The organism is Acinetobacter sp. 102 (assembly GCF_037028485.1).
Taxonomy (GTDB): Bacteria; Pseudomonadota; Gammaproteobacteria; order Pseudomonadales; family Moraxellaceae; genus Acinetobacter; species Acinetobacter higginsii.
The window spans coordinates 91,067-107,575 of the sequence record NZ_JAZEZK010000014.1; the positions used below are offsets into that span (position 1 = coordinate 91,067).

Here is a 16,509-nt window from a genome sequence, read left to right on the forward strand (position 1 = left end):
TCTGACATGCTTTATCACGAATAATCGAGATGAAATACTTATTTTTTATGAGTAGAGTATTAGGGTCTATCGACAGTTCACAGATGCTTGCGACAGAGAATATTTTTAGACGATACAAGGCATGACTTGTGAAATTTAGTCATTCTAAATGAGCCAAGTCATAACGCAGGAACGGCAAAAAATATTCCTGTCCCGAAGGGTTATGGCTAAAACCTCCATAAACAGCGTTATGAAACTTGACAAGGGTGGCGCCATTGCCTACATTTCATGCCTTGTTTATGTCGTTTTAGCCAATAACGCAATGCATGGTTGAAATGTCAATAGACCCTATTATAACGCACACGTTTTTTAGTCAAACATACACTGGAACTGGTATGAGTATCCCTCAATCTTTGCTTGAACAATCTATTCAAATCAATATTCAACAAGCATTACAAGAAGATATTGGGGACGGCGATATTACCGCCCTGCTCACACCTGAAGATGAACAAGCCACTGCAACCATTATTACACGTGAAGATATGGTGTTGGCGGGTCAGCCTTGGGTCAATGCGTTAATTCAAGCCTATGACAGCGCTGTTCAAATCACATGGCTCAAGCAAGAAGGCGAACATGTTGCGGCAAATGAAGCATTCTTAAAACTTGCTGGTTCTGCACGTAGTTTACTCACCGTAGAACGCCCAGCACTAAACTTCATCCAAACGCTGTCTGCGGTTGCAACCAAAACAGCAAGCTATGTGCAACAGCTTGATGGTTTACATACCAAACTACTCGATACCCGTAAAACCTTACCCGGCTTACGTATTGCACAAAAATACGCGGTTGCGATCGGCGGTGGTCAAAATCATCGTTTAGGTTTATTTGATGCATTCTTAATTAAAGAAAATCACATCATGGCTGCGGGTGGAATCGCTCAAGCAATTGCCAAGGCACATACGATTGCGCCAGGCAAACCGGTTGAGGTCGAAGTAGAAACTTGGGATGAGCTCAATCAAGCGCTTGAAGCAGGTGCTGATATTGTCATGTTGGACAACTTTAGCCAACAGCAGATGATTGATGCGGTCAAACATGTGGCAGGTCGTTGTAAATTAGAGGCTTCTGGTAATATTACCATTGAGAATTTACGTGAAGTGGCAAGCACTGGCGTAGACTACATTTCCATGGGCGTATTGACCAAAGACGTACGCGCAGTTGATTTATCCATGCGTTTTAACGCTTAAGCCTGATCAAGATCTTTTTCTTGTTTCAGCGGCTTTTGTTCTACTAAAACCTCTGCTTTATTCAATTGTGTCGTTTCAACTTGCCATGCTGATTTGGCTTCAGTCGAATCAGTTGGGCGAGGGTCAGCCGCCATTAATACAAATGTTACTGCAGTGAGTAAGACCAAGAATACTTGTAGCATCATTATTTCCCCCTAAACTTGTTCCTTTCAATTTGGCTCAATCTATCAAATTAAAATGAGTCAAATCAGTGGGCTGTGTTATAGGCATGTAAATGCTCAGTGAGCTATTTGTTGACGATGATGTGTTTGTGTCTACTTTTATTTCGATCTATGTAAGCTTAAAATGCTAAGCAGCTCAATTTATTAAAATAATAAGTATGGATACCGTATTCGAAGCCGTATTTCATGTGCTGTTTAAGCTGTTCCGTTTTCTATTCATTGACCTAATTTTTGAGATTATTTTTGAAAGTGTAATTCGTAGCCTTGGCTATGGAGTTGTACGTTGCTACCGGCTTGGGCAACGAGTAGATTTTGACAGCACTGAAGTATTTGTCGTCGGTTTTATCACGCTGCTCATATTGATATTTCTATGTATCTACTGGTTTTTACTACGATAATCTTCAACCTATAAAAAGCAGCCTAAGATTGACTTAGACTGCTTTAGGCTCATATCAAACAACCTTAATTTCCTGAAAAGCCCATATACGGATCAGAAATTGAGTCTTCATTGGTTTCAATACGTCCAGCAAAGCGACGGCTATAGCTTGGATCATTTTCAATCGTGACGGTAAAATCGTACCAACCACCAAACTCAGTCATATCCCAACTGAGTTCTTTTTCAGTCGCAGCCGTTTCAATTTGCCAACTCTTATTTGGTAAGTAGGCATTGGCTTTGACCACCAGTTTTGCTGTTTGTGTAGCATCATTGCGGACTTTTAAGAAAATCTTTGGATCACACTCCTCCATACAGACACGAACTTCTGGAAGTGCTTGAATTTGTGCGGTTTGAGTTAGATTACCCGTAAAGCTGCGATGGAAACCATTTGGCCCCAATACCCATAGATCATATCGATTCTCTTTAGTCTGCCAAACATCATCCAGTTGCTTACCTGCTTCCACCATATAACGACGTGGAACTGCTTCTAAATTCAATTTGTCATAGACATGGAACACGGCCGCATGTGTGCCCGTATTTGAGAACATCAGTTTGACCGTTTTGGCTGTAACATCAACTTTGGCGCTGCTATGTAAGACATAAGGCAGTGCACGCGATGGACGAATCCCCATCTCCTGAACTGGATCGGTCTGACTGAGCGGGCGGCTGACCTGAGATAAACGCTCCTGTGCTTTGCGAATCGCATCAGCTTCTGCTTTGCTCTTCTTACCGGATAAATCTGGCATAGGCAGTAAGTTTGGCGTTTTAAAATTAAATGCCGAGGTCAAGTCACCACACACTGCACGACGATATGGACTGATATTCGGCTCTTTCACATCAAAACATTGCTCCAAGAATCGGATCACGGAAGAGTGATCAAACACTTGGGAGTTGACCCAACCACCACGACTCCATGGTGAAATGATGTACATCGGCACACGGATGCCTGGCCCATAGACCCCGACCCCATTACTCACTTTTGGATCGGTAAAATTAGGCTGACCATTCGATGCTTTGGCATGCGTGGCATACTCGTACGACATCTGCTCTTTGTTTAAAGTCGATTTACCATACACTGTTCCAGCAGTATCCATTGACGGTGCACTCGGCGATGGTACATGGTCAAAGAAACCATCATTTTCATCAAAGTTAATTAAAAATACGGTCTGACTCCAAACCTCTGGACGTTCAGTTAGAGCATTTAAAACTTCTTGGATGTACCATGCCCCTTGAACTGGACTCGATGGCCCTGGATGCTCACTATAGGTTGCAGGTGCCACTAACCAACTCACTTGAGGTAATTGTCCCTTGGCAATATCTTCTTTAAATGTACCGAGAAAACCACCATCTGGCATGGTATTGGCAATGCCTTTATACAAAGGTTGACTGGCATCAATTGCTGGATCATAGGCTGGGCAAATGGTGCTGTTATTGACTGGTTTGCCTGATAACTCATTGGCACGACGATACTTTTTAAATCCTGCTAATGGATTATCAGTAAAGTTATCAGGCATGTTTTGATACACTTTCCAGCTGACACCAGCTTGTTGCAAACGCTCAGGATAGGTGGTCCAGTCATAACCTGTGGTCGATGGGCCAATCGCATCTAGATCATTGACTACACTAGCAACATTGGCGCCTGTTGGGCCATTGGTTCCCGTCCAGATAAACATACGGTTTGAGTTGGTTCCCGTATGCATCGCGCAGTGATAAGCATCACACAGGGTAAAGGCATTGGCTAAGGCAAACTGGAATTCAACTTCTTGTTGCTTGTAATAGCCCATCGATTGCGGTTGCTTGTATTGCACCCAACTGCCCATACGACCATGATCCCAAGCATATTGTCCATCGGTCCATGAGTGCGGTGTACCGCTGACACGCTGTGCATTGCCGCGGCTGCTGTCTAAATGATATGGATAGACCTTATTCTTATTGGCATCATACTGTTCCCAGACTTTACGACCTTGGCTTAAAGGAATAGTAAAACGGTCACCAAAACCACGTACACCTTTCAACGTCCCAAAATAATTATCAAAAGAACGATTTTCTTGGGTCAAAATCACCACATGTTTAACGTCTTTAATGGTGCCTGTTTCTACCTTGGCATCAATCGCAAGTGCCTTTTGAATACTCATTGGGAAACTGGTGAGTGCTGCAGTACCAAACAAGGCTTTGGTTGAATTTAATAAAAAATCACGACGATTCATTGATTTATTTCCTTATTGTTCTTGTTTATGGCGCGCAGTGAATTTTGCATGTGGATGTTGGCGGCTTTGGACTTGGCGTTGGGTTATTATTATCGCCATCGCTGTCGTTACAGGCACTGAGTAACAAGCAACTGCTGCTGAGCAACGCTAAAAGGAAATTTCGCATTTGACTATCCGTTAAATATCAGTGCAGATAGTCAATACAATATAAATGACAATTCGATGATGATTTGATCGCAATTCGATGACAAAAAATGGATAAAAAAAAGGCGGTCTAAAAAAACCAGACCGCCCGCACTATCAACTGGAGCTTACCAACCGAGTGCCTGCTGTTGCTTCTGAATCAATTCCGCGATTCCTTTTTCTGCAAGCTCTAACATGGCATTGCACTGCTGGCGCGTAAACGGTTTGTCTTCTGCCGTTCCTTGAATTTCAATAAATTCGCCAGCCTGTGTCATCACCACGTTTAAATCGGTTTGGCAATTTGAATCTTCTTCGTAGCATAAATCGAGTAAAACTTCGTCTTGATACATCCCGACAGAAATTGCTGCGACTAAGCTTTTTAATGGATCCTGTTTAATTTTCTTGTTGCTGAGCAATACGTTCATCGCATCAACCAAAGCCACTGCTGCGCCTGTAATTGCTGCTGTACGTGTTCCGCCATCCGCTTGAATCACATCACAGTCAATCGTAATGGTGTTCTCGCCTAATTTCTTCAAATCCACCATGGCACGTAAGCTACGACCAATTAAACGTTGGATTTCTTGCGTACGACCCGTTTGCTTACCGCGTGCCGCTTCACGATCACTGCGAGTATGCGTTGAGCGCGGTAACATGCCATATTCAGCCGTCACCCAACCTTGTCCCTGACCTTTCAAGAAACGAGGGACTGAGTTCTCAATGCTTGCGGTACATAACACTTTAGTATGACCAAACTCAACCAAAACTGAGCCTTCTGCGTAACGAGTAAAGTTACGGGTAATTTTGACCTCACGTAATTGGTCTAATGTTCTTTGGTCAATACGCATAACGATTCCTTAAAACTATGGCACAAATATCATTGCGCCATAGTATATCTCAATTACACGTGCTTCCAGTTTTACTTATTCGTTACAATTCACAGAATTAGTCATCGCTTAAGCAAACTTAAACTTCGATTTGAAATTCGACCAAGTTTGAGCCACTTGTGCAGCCATATCATTCGGCAAAGAACATCTTGCTAAACGAACCCAAACCGTCCAGAACTGCTTCATAAAGTTAGCTTCGTTGTAGTTCACGCCATATTCAGCACATAAAGCTCTGATTTGTGGTGCAACTTGCTCATAACGATTGGCAGGCATATCTGGGAACAAATGATGCTCAATTTGATGGCTCAAATTACCACTCATAAAGTGCATCCATTTACCACCGGTAAAGTTACTCGAACCACGGATCTGACGCAGATACCACTGCGCTTTGGTCTCATTCTCAGTATTATCTGCTTCAAAGGTTTCCGCATCTTCAGTAAAGTGACCATTAAAAATCACGGCTGATGACCATAAATTACGCATGATGTTTGCAACTGCATTTCCAGCCAATACTGGAATAAAGTTAATCGTTGCAATTGCAGGGAAAAACACATAGTCCTTTAACACCTGACGTGTCGCTTTTTTACGGAAATCAGATGCATCCGCCCAAACCTGTTTCCATGTTTTGGTTTTATAGACCAACGCATCTTCCAAATGCAGGTTTTGTACCCCTACATACCATTGGAAAAAGAACATCAACTGTAAAGCCAACGGAATATTGGCTAAATGACGCACTTCCCATTTTTGATCTTCTGTTACTCGTAAAATGCCATAACCGACATCATGGTCTTTACCGACAATATTGGTATAAGTGTGATGCATATAATTATGGGTATAGCGCCAGTCATTGCCTGAACAGGTATTGTCCCAATCGTAGTCTTCGCCACGCAAGCTTGGGTCATTCAACCAGTCAAACTGACCGTGCATCACATTATGCCCAAGCTCCATGTTCTCTACGATTTTAGACACACCCAGCATGGCTGTCCCCAGCAACCATACGGGTGGGATCCAGCCACCGAACATCAACATGCCGCGTGATGCGATTTCGGTATAACGTACAAAATTACGTACTTTGTAGATATATTTTGAATCCTGCTCACCGAGATTTTGCATCACCTCTAGACGTATTTGCTCGACACGGCGACCAAACTCTTCAACTTGTTCAGGGGTTAAATGCGCTGACTTTGATACGGTTTTAAATTCTAATGCCATATTCATTGTACTAATCCTCAAATATCTTTGTTTTTATAGGTCAATCGTGACTGGGCTTAAGGCCTGGCTCACACATAACTTGATTGGACGATTCGGTTGATCATCAATTTCGCCTGTGATCACGTTCTGCGTCACACCACTGACTTTGGTACAGCTACAGCGGTTACAGACACCCATACGGCAACCATGTTGTGGACGTAAACCTGCTTGTTCTGCACTACTTAATAGATTGGTCGTTGCAATAAAATTCTGTTGCGCACGACGAAAACTAATCGGTTGAGCTGCACTTGAATGCTCAATCTGGATCGGTTGGAAAAACTCTTGATGAAAATTTCCAGTTGCATCCTGTTGTGTATAAATGTCTTGTGCTTGGCGCATCATGCTGTGGTGACCACACGCATAAGCCTGCATCTCTTTAAAATTTGGGACTAATTTCTCTAACAATGCTGCATCTAAATGCTGTTTTTGCTCTGCGGTATTAAAGAAATGATAGTGCAACTGTGGATATTGCTCAGCCAAAGCCAAAATGTCCTGATGCAACACTTCTGCACGGTTAAAATAAACCACATGAATCTGTTCAAGCTGCTGTTGTAGCGCTTGTTGCAATAAAGAATAAATCGCAGTAATCCCTGAACCTGAAGCAATCAGTAATGCAGCTTGCTGACCTTGATGTAAGACGAAGTCACCTTGTGCTTGTGAGATCTCGAAACGATCGCCTACACACAATTGTTGTGCTGCTTTCGATACTACACCTTGGACTTTAATCCCAAGGCGAATTTCGCCCTGTGGCGTGACATCAATAATTGAATAACTACGTTGTTGATATACCCCATTGATCATCAAGGTAATCAAAACACTATGACCTGCTTGGACTTGGCTAAAATCAAAATTATGATTTGGCTTTATCGTCAATAACACGATATCCGAGCTGAGTGGCTGTACGGCGGTCACTTCTGCAAGAATGCGTTTCCAAGCAAAGGTTGGCTTTATTTTTTGCAAAATAAAATCAACAAAATCTTCTCGAATCCAATGTGGCTGATAACTTAACTCTGCGTTCATACGTTCCTCGTTTTGTATCTGGCTATTTATTTTGAGTGAACAAATGTTCGTGTAGTGAACATGTGTACACTATATTTATTTGTGTTCACTGAGTCAACACTTGTTCACTAATTTTTTGAATATTTTTTATACTTTTTAATAAGCCATTTAAAACAAGGAAAAAATAAAAAAATTATGCAGGCTTTGAACTCATATCTAGCAAGCGTTGATCAGTGAAAGATCAAAAACATTGGCATTTAGCAATGGACAAGGACTAAAAAGTTTCTGTTTTTTTTGCTAGACTCTGCTGTACGGTTTCAACGAGTCTTATTCATGTCGATTAGAGATGAACGAAAACAACAGAGTCGGCAGGCTCTACTAGATGCAGCACTTCATCTCAGCACTGCTGGGCGCTCATTTAGTAGTATTAGTTTGCGTGAAGTTGCTCGCGAGGTTGGTTTAGTCCCAACAGCGTTTTATCGTCATTTCCAAGATATGGACACACTGGGCCAAGAACTGGTTGATCAAGTCTCTTTACATCTAAAAAGCTTGATCCATCAATTAGGGCAAAGTTATTTGAAACACAGCGGCAGTGCCAAAACCCGTACCAGTATTGAACTTTTTGTACAGGCCGTGAATCATAGCCCGCAACAATGGCAGTTTATGATTGCAGAACGTTGGGGTGGCTCAGAAACAGTCCGCATTGCGATCGCACGTGAAATTGAGTTTCTGATTGAAGACCTCGCCATAGATCTATGCAAACTCGAAACCTTCAAACACATTAAAGAAGCCAAAGACTTGCAAGTCTTATCTACGATTTTGATTAATATGTCGTTTACATGGGCAATGACGTGGATCAATTTACCCAAACAATTCACGATTGATCATCTACTCGAACAACAAAACTTATTTATCGACAATGCAGCGACTCAAGTCCGTTTACTCTTCAGTGGCATTTCTAACTGGGAACCACAAAACGCTTGACCTGATCCAAACCAAAGTTTGATATATAAAAGCATTGCTTAGCGTTATGATGCATTAGACACTAATGCAAACGCAGTCCAGAACACTATGAGGAGCTTATAAGCATCATGAATCCTGATCGTCATACTCAGTTCTTAATTCGTAAAGAAAAAATTTTGCAGGTTGCGGAAAAGCTATTATTAGAAAACAACCAAGAAATGACCTTAGATGAACTGGTTGCGGAACTGGATATTGCTAAAGGTACGCTATACAAACATTTCCGTAGCAAGAATGAACTGTTGCTGGAACTGATTATTCAAAATGAAAAAGAAATTTTAAAAATTTCAGATAAATACAATACCGATGTCAAAGAATACGCACCACGTTATATGCTTTATCACTTAACTTCACCTAGTCGTACCATTCTGCTGCATCAGCTAGAAGAACATTTGACCATGACCGAATCGAAGTTAAAACATTTGTTTGATGAGCTGTATGCGATTCGTCAGCAGCGTATTGTTTCATTGAAAGATATGACTGAAAAATATTTAAAATCACAGAATTACGATATGTCGATTCGTGATTACCTGTCTTATATCTGGTCTTTGACCTACGGCGCAGCATTATTATTAAACTCAAGCTATTACCAACGCTCGATTGGTTCGCGTGAGAAGTTGATTAATCTTTATGTGAATCAGGCTTTGTCTCTACCGACACAGAAAGTCCAGATTGATTTAAAAGATTTACAGATTGACCAAAATTAAATGATAAAAAGGACTGTCACTACAGTCCTTTTTATTGCAGATGGGCGTAAGTTATTTTGCTTTACGCTCTTTTTCTAGCAAATAATCAACCACTTGAGTCACTTTCCCGTCTTCGCCCTGAACCACATATTTACCATTCACGACCACAGCAGGAACACCTGTCAACTGGTACTGCTGTGCCAATTTATTCGACTCAGCAATTTTTGCGGTAATTGGGAAAGAATTAAACATGCTGTTAAATTTCTGCTCAGGTACACCATAACGCGCAAAGAATTTTGCTTGAGAGGCTTGGTCAAAGATTTGCTGACCGCCATCATGAATCGCATGGAACAATGGAATATGGGTTTTCTTGCGTACACCCAGTGCTTCTGAAACGTAATAACCACGAGCACCTTGTTCCCAGACTTTATTCATCGCCGCAGGGGTACGTAAGAAATAAACGTCTTTTGGAATTTGCTTTAACCATGTTTGCATATGTGGTTCAAGCTTGAAGCAGTGCGGGCAGCCATACCAGAAGAACTCACGTACTTCGAGTTGTCCAGCAGGTGCTGAAGTTTTGCCTGGGTTGGCAATCACGGTATAGTCTTTACCGGCTACAAAATCTGCTGCCATCGCATTCATTGAGAATGCCAACGCAACTGCACTTAAACCACCTAATACTAACTTTTTCATTGGCTTTGCTTTTCCTCTAAGCATTTTTCGTAAGTTTATATGCTAAATATAAAACAAACACGAGCAATTCGTTTTGCTTCTGTGAAGTTTTTTATTGGATTTATCGCTTTTTTTGCCAGAATCGCTACACTACCAACAGATTAAACCTAAATAATCATCCTAATATAGAGGTGACACCATGTCGCAATTGAATGTTGACCCACAAGAAATCGCAAAATTTGAAGCATTGGCTGCCAAATGGTGGGATCAACATTCTGAATTCCGCCCACTGCATCAAATCAATCCTTTACGTTTAAACTGGGTGGATGAGCGTGTCGGTGGCTTGACTGGCAAAAAAGTACTGGATGTTGGCTGTGGTGGTGGCATCTTGGCTGAAAGCATGGCACGTCGCGGAGCAGATGTCCTTGGCATCGATATGGGCGAAGCACCCCTTGCTGTAGGTCGTTTGCATGCACAACAAGACAATGTACAAAACATCGAATATCGTCAAATCCCCGTTGAACAATTGGCACTCGAGCAAGCAGGTCAATACGATGTGGTGACCTGTATGGAAATGATGGAACACGTGCCTGATCCAGCCTCAATCGTGAAAGCCTGCCAAACCTTGGTGAAACCAGGCGGTCATGTGTTCTTCTCGACCATTAACCGTAATCCTAAATCGTATTTATTTGCGATTATTGGCGCGGAATATGTGCTGCGTTTATTGCCTAAAGGCACGCATGATTATCATAAATTCATCCGTCCTTCAGAAATGGCGCATGATATTCGCAATGCAGGTTTAACGCTGAAAGAAATGACAGGCTTGCACTACAACCCAATTACCAAACACTATTGGTTAGCACCAAATGTTGACGTGAATTACATGGTGCATACCACCAATACAGGTGCTGAATGAAAGCGGTTTTATTTGATCTAGATGGCACATTAATTGACACTGCCGCAGACTTCATTCGTATCATTCAACAAATGTGTCGTGATGAACAACGCCCAGTAGTTGATGCGGATACCATTCGTACTCAAGTATCGGAAGGTGCGCGTGCCATGGTGAAGTTGGTTTATCCTGAATTAGAGGTCACAGACCCTGTATTTCTAGCACATCGCCAACGCTTTTTAGATGTATATGGTGACAATATTGTGGTCGATACCGACCTGTTTGTCGGCATGTACCCATTACTTGAAGAACTGGAAGCACATCAAATTCCGTGGGGCATTGTCACCAACAAACCTCGTGGTCTAAGTGAGTCTCTATTGGCAAAATTGGATCTGACTGAACGTTGTGCAGTCTTGGTTTGCCCAGAAGATGTCAGCAAAACCAAGCCTGATCCAGAACCGATGTATTTGGCTGCAAAGCAACTCGAGCTTGATGCAAAAGAGATTATCTATATCGGTGATCATCCACGCGATATTGACGCAGGTCGTCATGCCGACATGTACACCATCTTGGCAGCTTATGGCTATTTGCCGGTCGAATCACGCGATGATCTTGCCGCTTGGCAAGCCGATGCCATTATTCAAACCATTCCTGAACTGCATCAGCTGATCAAACAGAAAATCACGGTGTTGTCAGAAAATCAGGGTATGATGAATTAAATTTTTAAGATAAGAATAGGAGGCATAACAATGAAATACTCAGAATATCAACCTCGTCCAGATTTATTGAAAGATCGTATTATCCTGATCACAGGCGCTGGTGATGGGATTGGTCGTGCTGCTGCGATGAGTTATGCCCTGCATGGTGCAACCGTTGTATTACATGGCCGCACCTTAAATAAACTTGAAGTTATTTATGATGAAATTGAAGGCTTAGGCGCACCACAACCTGCAATTTTGCCGCTACAACTGTCGACTGCATCAACACATGATTACGAGCTGCTCGTCAGTACGCTAGAGCAACAGTTTGGTCGTTTGGATGGTATCTTGCATAACGCAGGCATGTTGGGTGATCGGGTTGAACTGGCACATTATCCTGTCGATGTTTGGGATGATGTACTCGCAGTAAATTTACGTGCACCGTTTGCCCTCACTCAAGCCTTGTTGCCTTTACTAGAGAAATCTGAACATGCCTCAGTGGTGTTTACCAGTTCAAGCGTCGGCCGTGAAGCACGTGCGCTTTGGGGTGCTTATTCAGTGTCTAAAGTTGCAACTGAGGCCATGAGCAAAATCTTTGCCGCAGAGAACACCTATCCGAACATTCGTTTTAACTGCATCAATCCAGGCGGGACCCGTACCGCCATGCGTGCCAAAGCCTATCCAGAGGAAGATCCAAAAGTGCTCCCGACTCCAGATAGCATTATGCCCGCCTATCTGTACCTCATGGGCGATGACAGTTTAGATATGAATGGCCAAAGTATTGACGCTCAAGCTTAATTTCATCCTTACAATAATTCTAAATAACATTGGACACTGGCGTTAAAACTGCTTTTTTCAGAGAAATGTGTGAAAAATCTTCATTGTTTTAAAGGAATAATGAATCGATCTTCACAGTTTCTCTGCATTTTTAACGTACAGTAGTTCACATGAGAGACATCCGAAGTCCATAAGGTGCATCATGAAAAAATTTTTCATTATCTTGGTTTTAGGTTCGACAACCCTGTTCAGTAGTCTGGGGACTTTTGCAGGTCCACATGATCGCGATGATGATTCGCGTGGTGGCGGCTGGCAAAATGGTCGTGGCTTTGATCGTCCAGATGGTGAAAATCGTCAACGCGAACGTCGTATGCGTGAAGAACGTGGTGTAGAGCGCCTAAAACAACATCGTTGGCAGGAAGGCTACGTCATGCCACAACATTATCGTGGTAACGGCTATAAAGTCGACTATAAGGACAGCAATCTGCCTCGCCCAGGTCGTAACGAACAGTGGTATAAAATCAACAATGACTACATTTTAGTCAACTCAGATGACAACAGTATTATCCGAATCATGGGCTTCTAAGCCCTTTTTCATGGTTCGTCAGAATTAAAGTTGAATAGATGCTTTAGGAATAGATTTATCTTTTGATTTTTTTCGTTAGAATCAGAGCAAGTGCTGCATATCTGAGATCAACATGGCGAAGCAAATGACTGAAAATTCACATAGTACAACAAAAGATTATGTGCATTGGTTTCGCCACTCCGCACCTTATATCAATGCCCACCGTGATAAAACTTTCGTTTTAATGTTCTCTGGTGAAGCAGTCCAACACGAAAATTTCCAACATATTATCCACGATATTGCCCTATTACATTCTTTGGGGATTCGTTTAATTTTGGTTTACGGCGCACGTCCGCAAATTAATCAAAATCTACTCGAACGCAATATCGAGACCCCCTTCCATCAAAGTCGTCGCATTACCACACGCGAATCCTTACGTGGAGTCATGAATGCGGTAGGTTCCATTCGTCTCGAAATTGAAGCCCTCCTCTCCATGGGTTTGGCAAATTCACCAATGTATGGTGCTCGCATTGATGTCGTTTCTGGCAATTTTGTCACCGCCAAACCGTATGGGATTCGCGATGGCATCGACTTCCAACTGACAGGTGAAGTCCGTTCAATTGATACCGATGCCATTCAACGTCATTTAGACAATCACAATATTGTTTTGCTTGGACCAACAGGTTATTCAACCACAGGTGAAGTATTTAATTTACTGGCTGAAGACGTCGCCACCAAAACAGCGACAGCCTTAAAAGCAGATAAACTGATCTTCTTAGGCGAAAAACAAGGCTTGATGAATGAACAGCAACAGTTATTACGTGAATTAAGTCCGCGCCAGCTAGAACCCTATATTCAACAAAACCAACAACAATACCCAGAATTTGCCTTACACCTCAAACAAGCGCAGCAAGCCTCTTTATCTGGCGTACATCGCGTACATTTGATTTCATATGCTTATGACGGCGCACTGATTGAAGAACTATTTACTCGCGATGGTATTGGTACCTTGATCACCGATGCGCACTATGAAGAAGTGCGGATTGCCAATATTCACGATGTCGGTGGCTTGATTAATCTGCTACGTCCGCTGGAACAGGAAGGCATTCTGGTGTATCGCTCTCGCGAACGTCTTGAAAGTGAAATTGAACATTTTGCAGTGATTGAACGCGACGGTATGATTTTGGCTTGTGCAGCACTGTATCCAATTCCGGCGGGAACAGATGAAATTCGTTCTGCTGAAATTGCCTGCGTCGCAGTGGATTCAAGCTATCGAAAATCCAATCGTGGTAGCCAAATTTTGCAATTCTTGGAAAGCAGAGCCAAACAGCAAGGGATTCAGCGACTATTTGTACTGACCACTAGAACCGCTCACTGGTTCCTAGAGCAAGGCTTTAGTCCTGCCAGCGTAGATGATTTACCTAATGCGCGCCAAGCACTGTATAACTATCAACGTAATTCTCTCGTCTTTAAAAAAGCATTGTAGTCATCGCAACGTAGACTGAAGGAGATATTTTTATTTTTGATAAAGATATCTCCGCTTCATCATTATCTCTGCTTAAGTGAGTATGAAGAATAAATTCACCAACCGATAAAATAAAAAATAATGCAATTAAAACAATATCTTGGTTAAATTAAAGCATTCGACACTTATTCAATCCGCAGATAAGATTATGCAATTTTCTATTTTGCACTTTTCAGCATAAGCAAAGCCCGATTACTTATTTTTTATGCAATAAAAAAAGTTTTAGTTTAGTTGCTCATCTTATTTAAATCTTTTGATTTGTCGGGGAGCACAACCAACATGACCATTTCAATCCATCGTTCATGGGCAACATATAGCATCATCGCAGCAAGTCTTGCCAGCCTGATGAGTGTTGCAGGTTGTGCAAAAAAACCAGAGCAGCAAGAGACAACAAAACAAGAAACCACAACATTAAATATCGGCTTTCAAAAGTATGGCATCCTGCCGATTCTCAAAGCAAAAGGTGAATTAGAAAAAAAACTTGCTGCTCAAGGTGTCAATGTTAAATGGGTTGAATTCCCTGCAGGCCCACAACTGTTAGAAGGTTTAAATGTCGGCAGTGTGGTCTTTGGTGAGGCAGGCGAAGCACCACCAATCTTTGCTCAAGCAGCCAATCCAAACTTGGTGTATGTCGCCAACCAACCACCGGCACCAACAGCAGAAGCGTTAATTGTACAAAAAGATTCGCCAATTCAATCGATCCAAGATCTGAAAGGTAAACGCGTTGCGCTGAATAAAGGCTCAAATGTTCATTACCTCTTACTCAAACTCTTGGAAGCCAATAACCTCAGTCTCAATGATATTCAAGCCGTCTACCTACCACCCTCCGATGCCCGTGCGGCGTTTGAAAAAGGTGCAGTCGATGCTTGGGTGATCTGGGACCCATTCTTTGCCGCAGCAGAACATCAGATTCATGCGCGTGTCATCACTACAGGCGAGCATCTGGTCAGCAATCACCAATTTTATCTGGCTGATCGTCAATTTGCCGAAAGCCATCCTGAAGCACTGAAAACGCTGGTGAATACACTGAACCAGACCACAGACTGGGTGCAAACCCATCCAGATGATGCAGCCAAATTACTGGAAAAACCAACGGGGCTTGAATTTGATGTCTTAAAAAGCTCAATTTCACGCATGGGCTTCGGGGTTCAACCGATCTCTGACAAAGTCGCCAAAGAACAGCAATATGTGGCTGATGCCTTCTTTGCACAAAAACTGATTCCGAAGCAGCTTGTGATCCAAGATGCCGTATTAAAAAACGACGTTAAATAATTGAGGATCACTATGAAGTTGCTATCTAAAGTTTCTGTTTTGGGGTTGCTAATCTCTACATTTTCACTGAGTGGTTGCCAGAAACCAGAGCAGAGTACGGAGAAGACAACTTCAGCAGCTGAAAATACGGCTGTCAAAACCCTATCCATTGGTTTTCAGAAATCCTCCCTCAATTTGTTAGTTGCCAAACAACAAAAGCTATTTGAGCAAGAATTTCCGAATGCCAAAATTGAATGGCGAGAATTTCCAGCAGGTCCACAAATGCTTGAAGCACTTGCGGTTGGTGCAGTCGATTTTGGTTATGTCGGCAATACCCCACCCATCTTTGCGCAAGCCGCAGCTAAACCATTGAGCTATGTGGCTTATGAAGTGGTCGCACCAACAGGCCAAGCTATCTTGGTACATGCCAACGATAAAATCAGCACCCTTCAAGCCTTAAAAGGCAAACGTGTCGCGGTTCAAAAAGGCTCCAGTGCGCACGAACTTTTGGCAAAAACCTTGCAGAAAGCAGGTCTATCTTGGCAAGACATTCAACCGATCTGGTTACCTCCTGCCGATGCACGCGCAGCTTTTGACAAACAGGCCGTTGATGCGTGGGCAATTTGGGAACCTTACTTAGGTACAGCAGAACTGCAAGGCCATACCAAAACCTTGGTCGATGGCTCTGCTTTTCCAACCACTTATTCTTTTTATATTGGTAATCCTGATTTTATTCAAAAGCATCCTGATTCTGCGCCAAAGCTGATTAAGAGCATCAACATCGCGGATCAGTGGATTGTGCAGCATCAAGATCAGGCACTACAGATTTACGCACAAAGTACGGGGCTGAGCCTTCCTGTGGCACAACGTGTTTTAGACAAACGACCAAAACCATCACCTGTACACATCCTCACAGCTGAGGTCATAAAGAGTCAGCAGCAAATCGCCGATTTATTTAAACAAGAGCAACTCATTCCTGTGCAAATTGATATTCAGCACAGTGTCTGGTCTGCCCAATAAAC

Annotated in this window: 17 protein-coding genes; 11 read left to right on the forward strand and 6 right to left on the reverse strand. The window is 42.5% G+C overall.

Annotated elements, in window-relative coordinates:
- Positions 1-374 precede the first annotated feature (374 nt).
- Positions 375-1,220 carry a carboxylating nicotinate-nucleotide diphosphorylase gene (nadC, locus tag WA352_RS14725; protein ID WP_004801772.1) on the forward strand — a complete coding sequence of 282 codons (846 nt, stop codon included), beginning with the start codon at positions 375-377 and terminating at the stop codon, positions 1,218-1,220.
- Here the strand turns inward: nadC and WA352_RS14730 are convergent.
- On the reverse strand, positions 1,217-1,402 hold the full coding sequence (locus tag WA352_RS14730) for an ABZJ_00068 family colistin stress protein (protein ID WP_026057479.1): 186 nt from the start codon (positions 1,400-1,402) through the stop codon (positions 1,217-1,219). The two genes, nadC and WA352_RS14730, sit on opposite strands and share 4 nt — an antisense overlap.
- A 197-nt stretch (positions 1,403-1,599) precedes the next feature.
- Between WA352_RS14730 and WA352_RS14735 the strand changes: the two genes are divergently transcribed.
- A complete protein-coding gene (locus WA352_RS14735) occupies positions 1,600-1,839 on the forward strand; it encodes a hypothetical protein (protein ID WP_081401679.1) in 240 nt (79 codons plus the stop codon).
- A 64-nt stretch (positions 1,840-1,903) separates the two neighbouring features.
- Here the strand turns inward: WA352_RS14735 and WA352_RS14740 are convergent, their stop codons facing one another.
- From WA352_RS14740 to WA352_RS14755, 4 genes are all read right to left on the reverse strand, one after another.
- Complete coding sequence (locus WA352_RS14740) at positions 1,904-4,084, reverse strand: phosphocholine-specific phospholipase C (protein ID WP_005319954.1); 2,181 nt, start codon at positions 4,082-4,084, stop codon at positions 1,904-1,906.
- A gap of 311 nt (positions 4,085-4,395) precedes the next feature.
- Complete coding sequence (rph, locus tag WA352_RS14745) at positions 4,396-5,112, reverse strand: ribonuclease PH (RefSeq protein WP_004801766.1); 717 nt, start codon at positions 5,110-5,112, stop codon at positions 4,396-4,398.
- 108 nt (positions 5,113-5,220) lie between these two features.
- Positions 5,221-6,363, reverse strand: coding sequence for a fatty acid desaturase family protein (locus tag WA352_RS14750; RefSeq protein WP_171068221.1), 1,143 nt, complete (start codon positions 6,361-6,363; stop codon positions 5,221-5,223).
- Between the two features lie 33 nt (positions 6,364-6,396).
- Positions 6,397-7,422: a flavin reductase family protein gene (locus tag WA352_RS14755; protein WP_336143022.1), complete on the reverse strand. Its 1,026-nt coding sequence runs from the start codon at positions 7,420-7,422 to the stop codon at positions 6,397-6,399.
- A gap of 312 nt (positions 7,423-7,734) precedes the next feature.
- Here WA352_RS14755 and WA352_RS14760 point away from each other — a divergent pair, with 312 nt between their 5' ends.
- Both WA352_RS14760 and WA352_RS14765 read left to right on the forward strand, forming a co-directional pair.
- Entirely contained in the window at positions 7,735-8,385 is a 651-nt protein-coding gene (locus WA352_RS14760; RefSeq protein WP_004801762.1) for a TetR family transcriptional regulator, read from the forward strand.
- Between the two features lie 107 nt (positions 8,386-8,492).
- Positions 8,493-9,128: a TetR/AcrR family transcriptional regulator gene (locus WA352_RS14765; protein ID WP_004801761.1), complete on the forward strand. Its 636-nt coding sequence runs from the start codon at positions 8,493-8,495 to the stop codon at positions 9,126-9,128.
- Between the two features lie 51 nt (positions 9,129-9,179).
- Here the strand turns inward: WA352_RS14765 and WA352_RS14770 are convergent, their stop codons facing one another.
- Positions 9,180-9,800 (reverse strand): thiol:disulfide interchange protein DsbA/DsbL, encoded by a 621-nt coding sequence (locus tag WA352_RS14770; RefSeq protein ID WP_004801760.1) that lies wholly within the window; start codon positions 9,798-9,800, stop codon positions 9,180-9,182.
- 178 nt (positions 9,801-9,978) lie between these two features.
- Between WA352_RS14770 and ubiG the strand changes: the two genes are divergently transcribed.
- The 7 genes from ubiG to WA352_RS14805 all read left to right on the forward strand — a co-directional run bounded on the left by ubiG (position 9,979) and on the right by WA352_RS14805 (position 16,507).
- Positions 9,979-10,695, forward strand: coding sequence for a bifunctional 2-polyprenyl-6-hydroxyphenol methylase/3-demethylubiquinol 3-O-methyltransferase UbiG (gene ubiG, locus WA352_RS14775; protein WP_005319964.1), 717 nt, complete (start codon positions 9,979-9,981; stop codon positions 10,693-10,695).
- A complete protein-coding gene (locus tag WA352_RS14780) occupies positions 10,692-11,390 on the forward strand; it encodes an HAD family hydrolase (RefSeq protein WP_005319967.1) in 699 nt (232 codons plus the stop codon). Before ubiG ends, WA352_RS14780 begins: the two co-directional genes overlap by 4 nt.
- Before the next feature lie 30 nt (positions 11,391-11,420).
- Entirely contained in the window at positions 11,421-12,167 is a 747-nt protein-coding gene (locus WA352_RS14785) for a YciK family oxidoreductase (RefSeq protein ID WP_004656765.1), read from the forward strand.
- A 181-nt stretch (positions 12,168-12,348) separates the two neighbouring features.
- Positions 12,349-12,732: an RcnB family protein gene (locus WA352_RS14790; RefSeq protein WP_004801755.1), complete on the forward strand. Its 384-nt coding sequence runs from the start codon at positions 12,349-12,351 to the stop codon at positions 12,730-12,732.
- Positions 12,733-12,844: 112 nt separating this feature from the next.
- On the forward strand, positions 12,845-14,197 hold the full coding sequence (gene argA, locus WA352_RS14795) for an amino-acid N-acetyltransferase (protein ID WP_005319970.1): 1,353 nt from the start codon (positions 12,845-12,847) through the stop codon (positions 14,195-14,197).
- Between the two features lie 318 nt (positions 14,198-14,515).
- Positions 14,516-15,508 (forward strand): sulfonate ABC transporter substrate-binding protein, encoded by a 993-nt coding sequence (locus WA352_RS14800; RefSeq protein ID WP_005319973.1) that lies wholly within the window; start codon positions 14,516-14,518, stop codon positions 15,506-15,508.
- A 12-nt stretch (positions 15,509-15,520) separates the two neighbouring features.
- On the forward strand, positions 15,521-16,507 hold the full coding sequence (locus WA352_RS14805; RefSeq protein ID WP_005319977.1) for an aliphatic sulfonate ABC transporter substrate-binding protein: 987 nt from the start codon (positions 15,521-15,523) through the stop codon (positions 16,505-16,507).
- Positions 16,508-16,509: the final 2 nt, after the last annotated feature.

Coding starts and splice junctions, on each gene's coding strand:
- nadC (WP_004801772.1), top strand. CDS start 375: ATGAGTATCCCTCAATCTTTGCTTGAACAATCTATTCAAATCAATATT.
- WA352_RS14730 (WP_026057479.1), bottom strand. CDS start 1,402: ATGCTACAAGTATTCTTGGTCTTACTCACTGCAGTAACATTTGTATTA.
- WA352_RS14735 (WP_081401679.1), top strand. CDS start 1,600: ATGGATACCGTATTCGAAGCCGTATTTCATGTGCTGTTTAAGCTGTTC.
- WA352_RS14740 (WP_005319954.1), bottom strand. CDS start 4,084: ATGAATCGTCGTGATTTTTTATTAAATTCAACCAAAGCCTTGTTTGGT.
- rph (WP_004801766.1), bottom strand. CDS start 5,112: ATGCGTATTGACCAAAGAACATTAGACCAATTACGTGAGGTCAAAATT.
- WA352_RS14750 (WP_171068221.1), bottom strand. CDS start 6,363: ATGGCATTAGAATTTAAAACCGTATCAAAGTCAGCGCATTTAACCCCT.
- WA352_RS14755 (WP_336143022.1), bottom strand. CDS start 7,422: ATGAACGCAGAGTTAAGTTATCAGCCACATTGGATTCGAGAAGATTTT.
- WA352_RS14760 (WP_004801762.1), top strand. CDS start 7,735: ATGTCGATTAGAGATGAACGAAAACAACAGAGTCGGCAGGCTCTACTA.
- WA352_RS14765 (WP_004801761.1), top strand. CDS start 8,493: ATGAATCCTGATCGTCATACTCAGTTCTTAATTCGTAAAGAAAAAATT.
- WA352_RS14770 (WP_004801760.1), bottom strand. CDS start 9,800: ATGAAAAAGTTAGTATTAGGTGGTTTAAGTGCAGTTGCGTTGGCATTC.
- ubiG (WP_005319964.1), top strand. CDS start 9,979: ATGTCGCAATTGAATGTTGACCCACAAGAAATCGCAAAATTTGAAGCA.
- WA352_RS14780 (WP_005319967.1), top strand. CDS start 10,692: ATGAAAGCGGTTTTATTTGATCTAGATGGCACATTAATTGACACTGCC.
- WA352_RS14785 (WP_004656765.1), top strand. CDS start 11,421: ATGAAATACTCAGAATATCAACCTCGTCCAGATTTATTGAAAGATCGT.
- WA352_RS14790 (WP_004801755.1), top strand. CDS start 12,349: ATGAAAAAATTTTTCATTATCTTGGTTTTAGGTTCGACAACCCTGTTC.
- argA (WP_005319970.1), top strand. CDS start 12,845: ATGGCGAAGCAAATGACTGAAAATTCACATAGTACAACAAAAGATTAT.
- WA352_RS14800 (WP_005319973.1), top strand. CDS start 14,516: ATGACCATTTCAATCCATCGTTCATGGGCAACATATAGCATCATCGCA.
- WA352_RS14805 (WP_005319977.1), top strand. CDS start 15,521: ATGAAGTTGCTATCTAAAGTTTCTGTTTTGGGGTTGCTAATCTCTACA.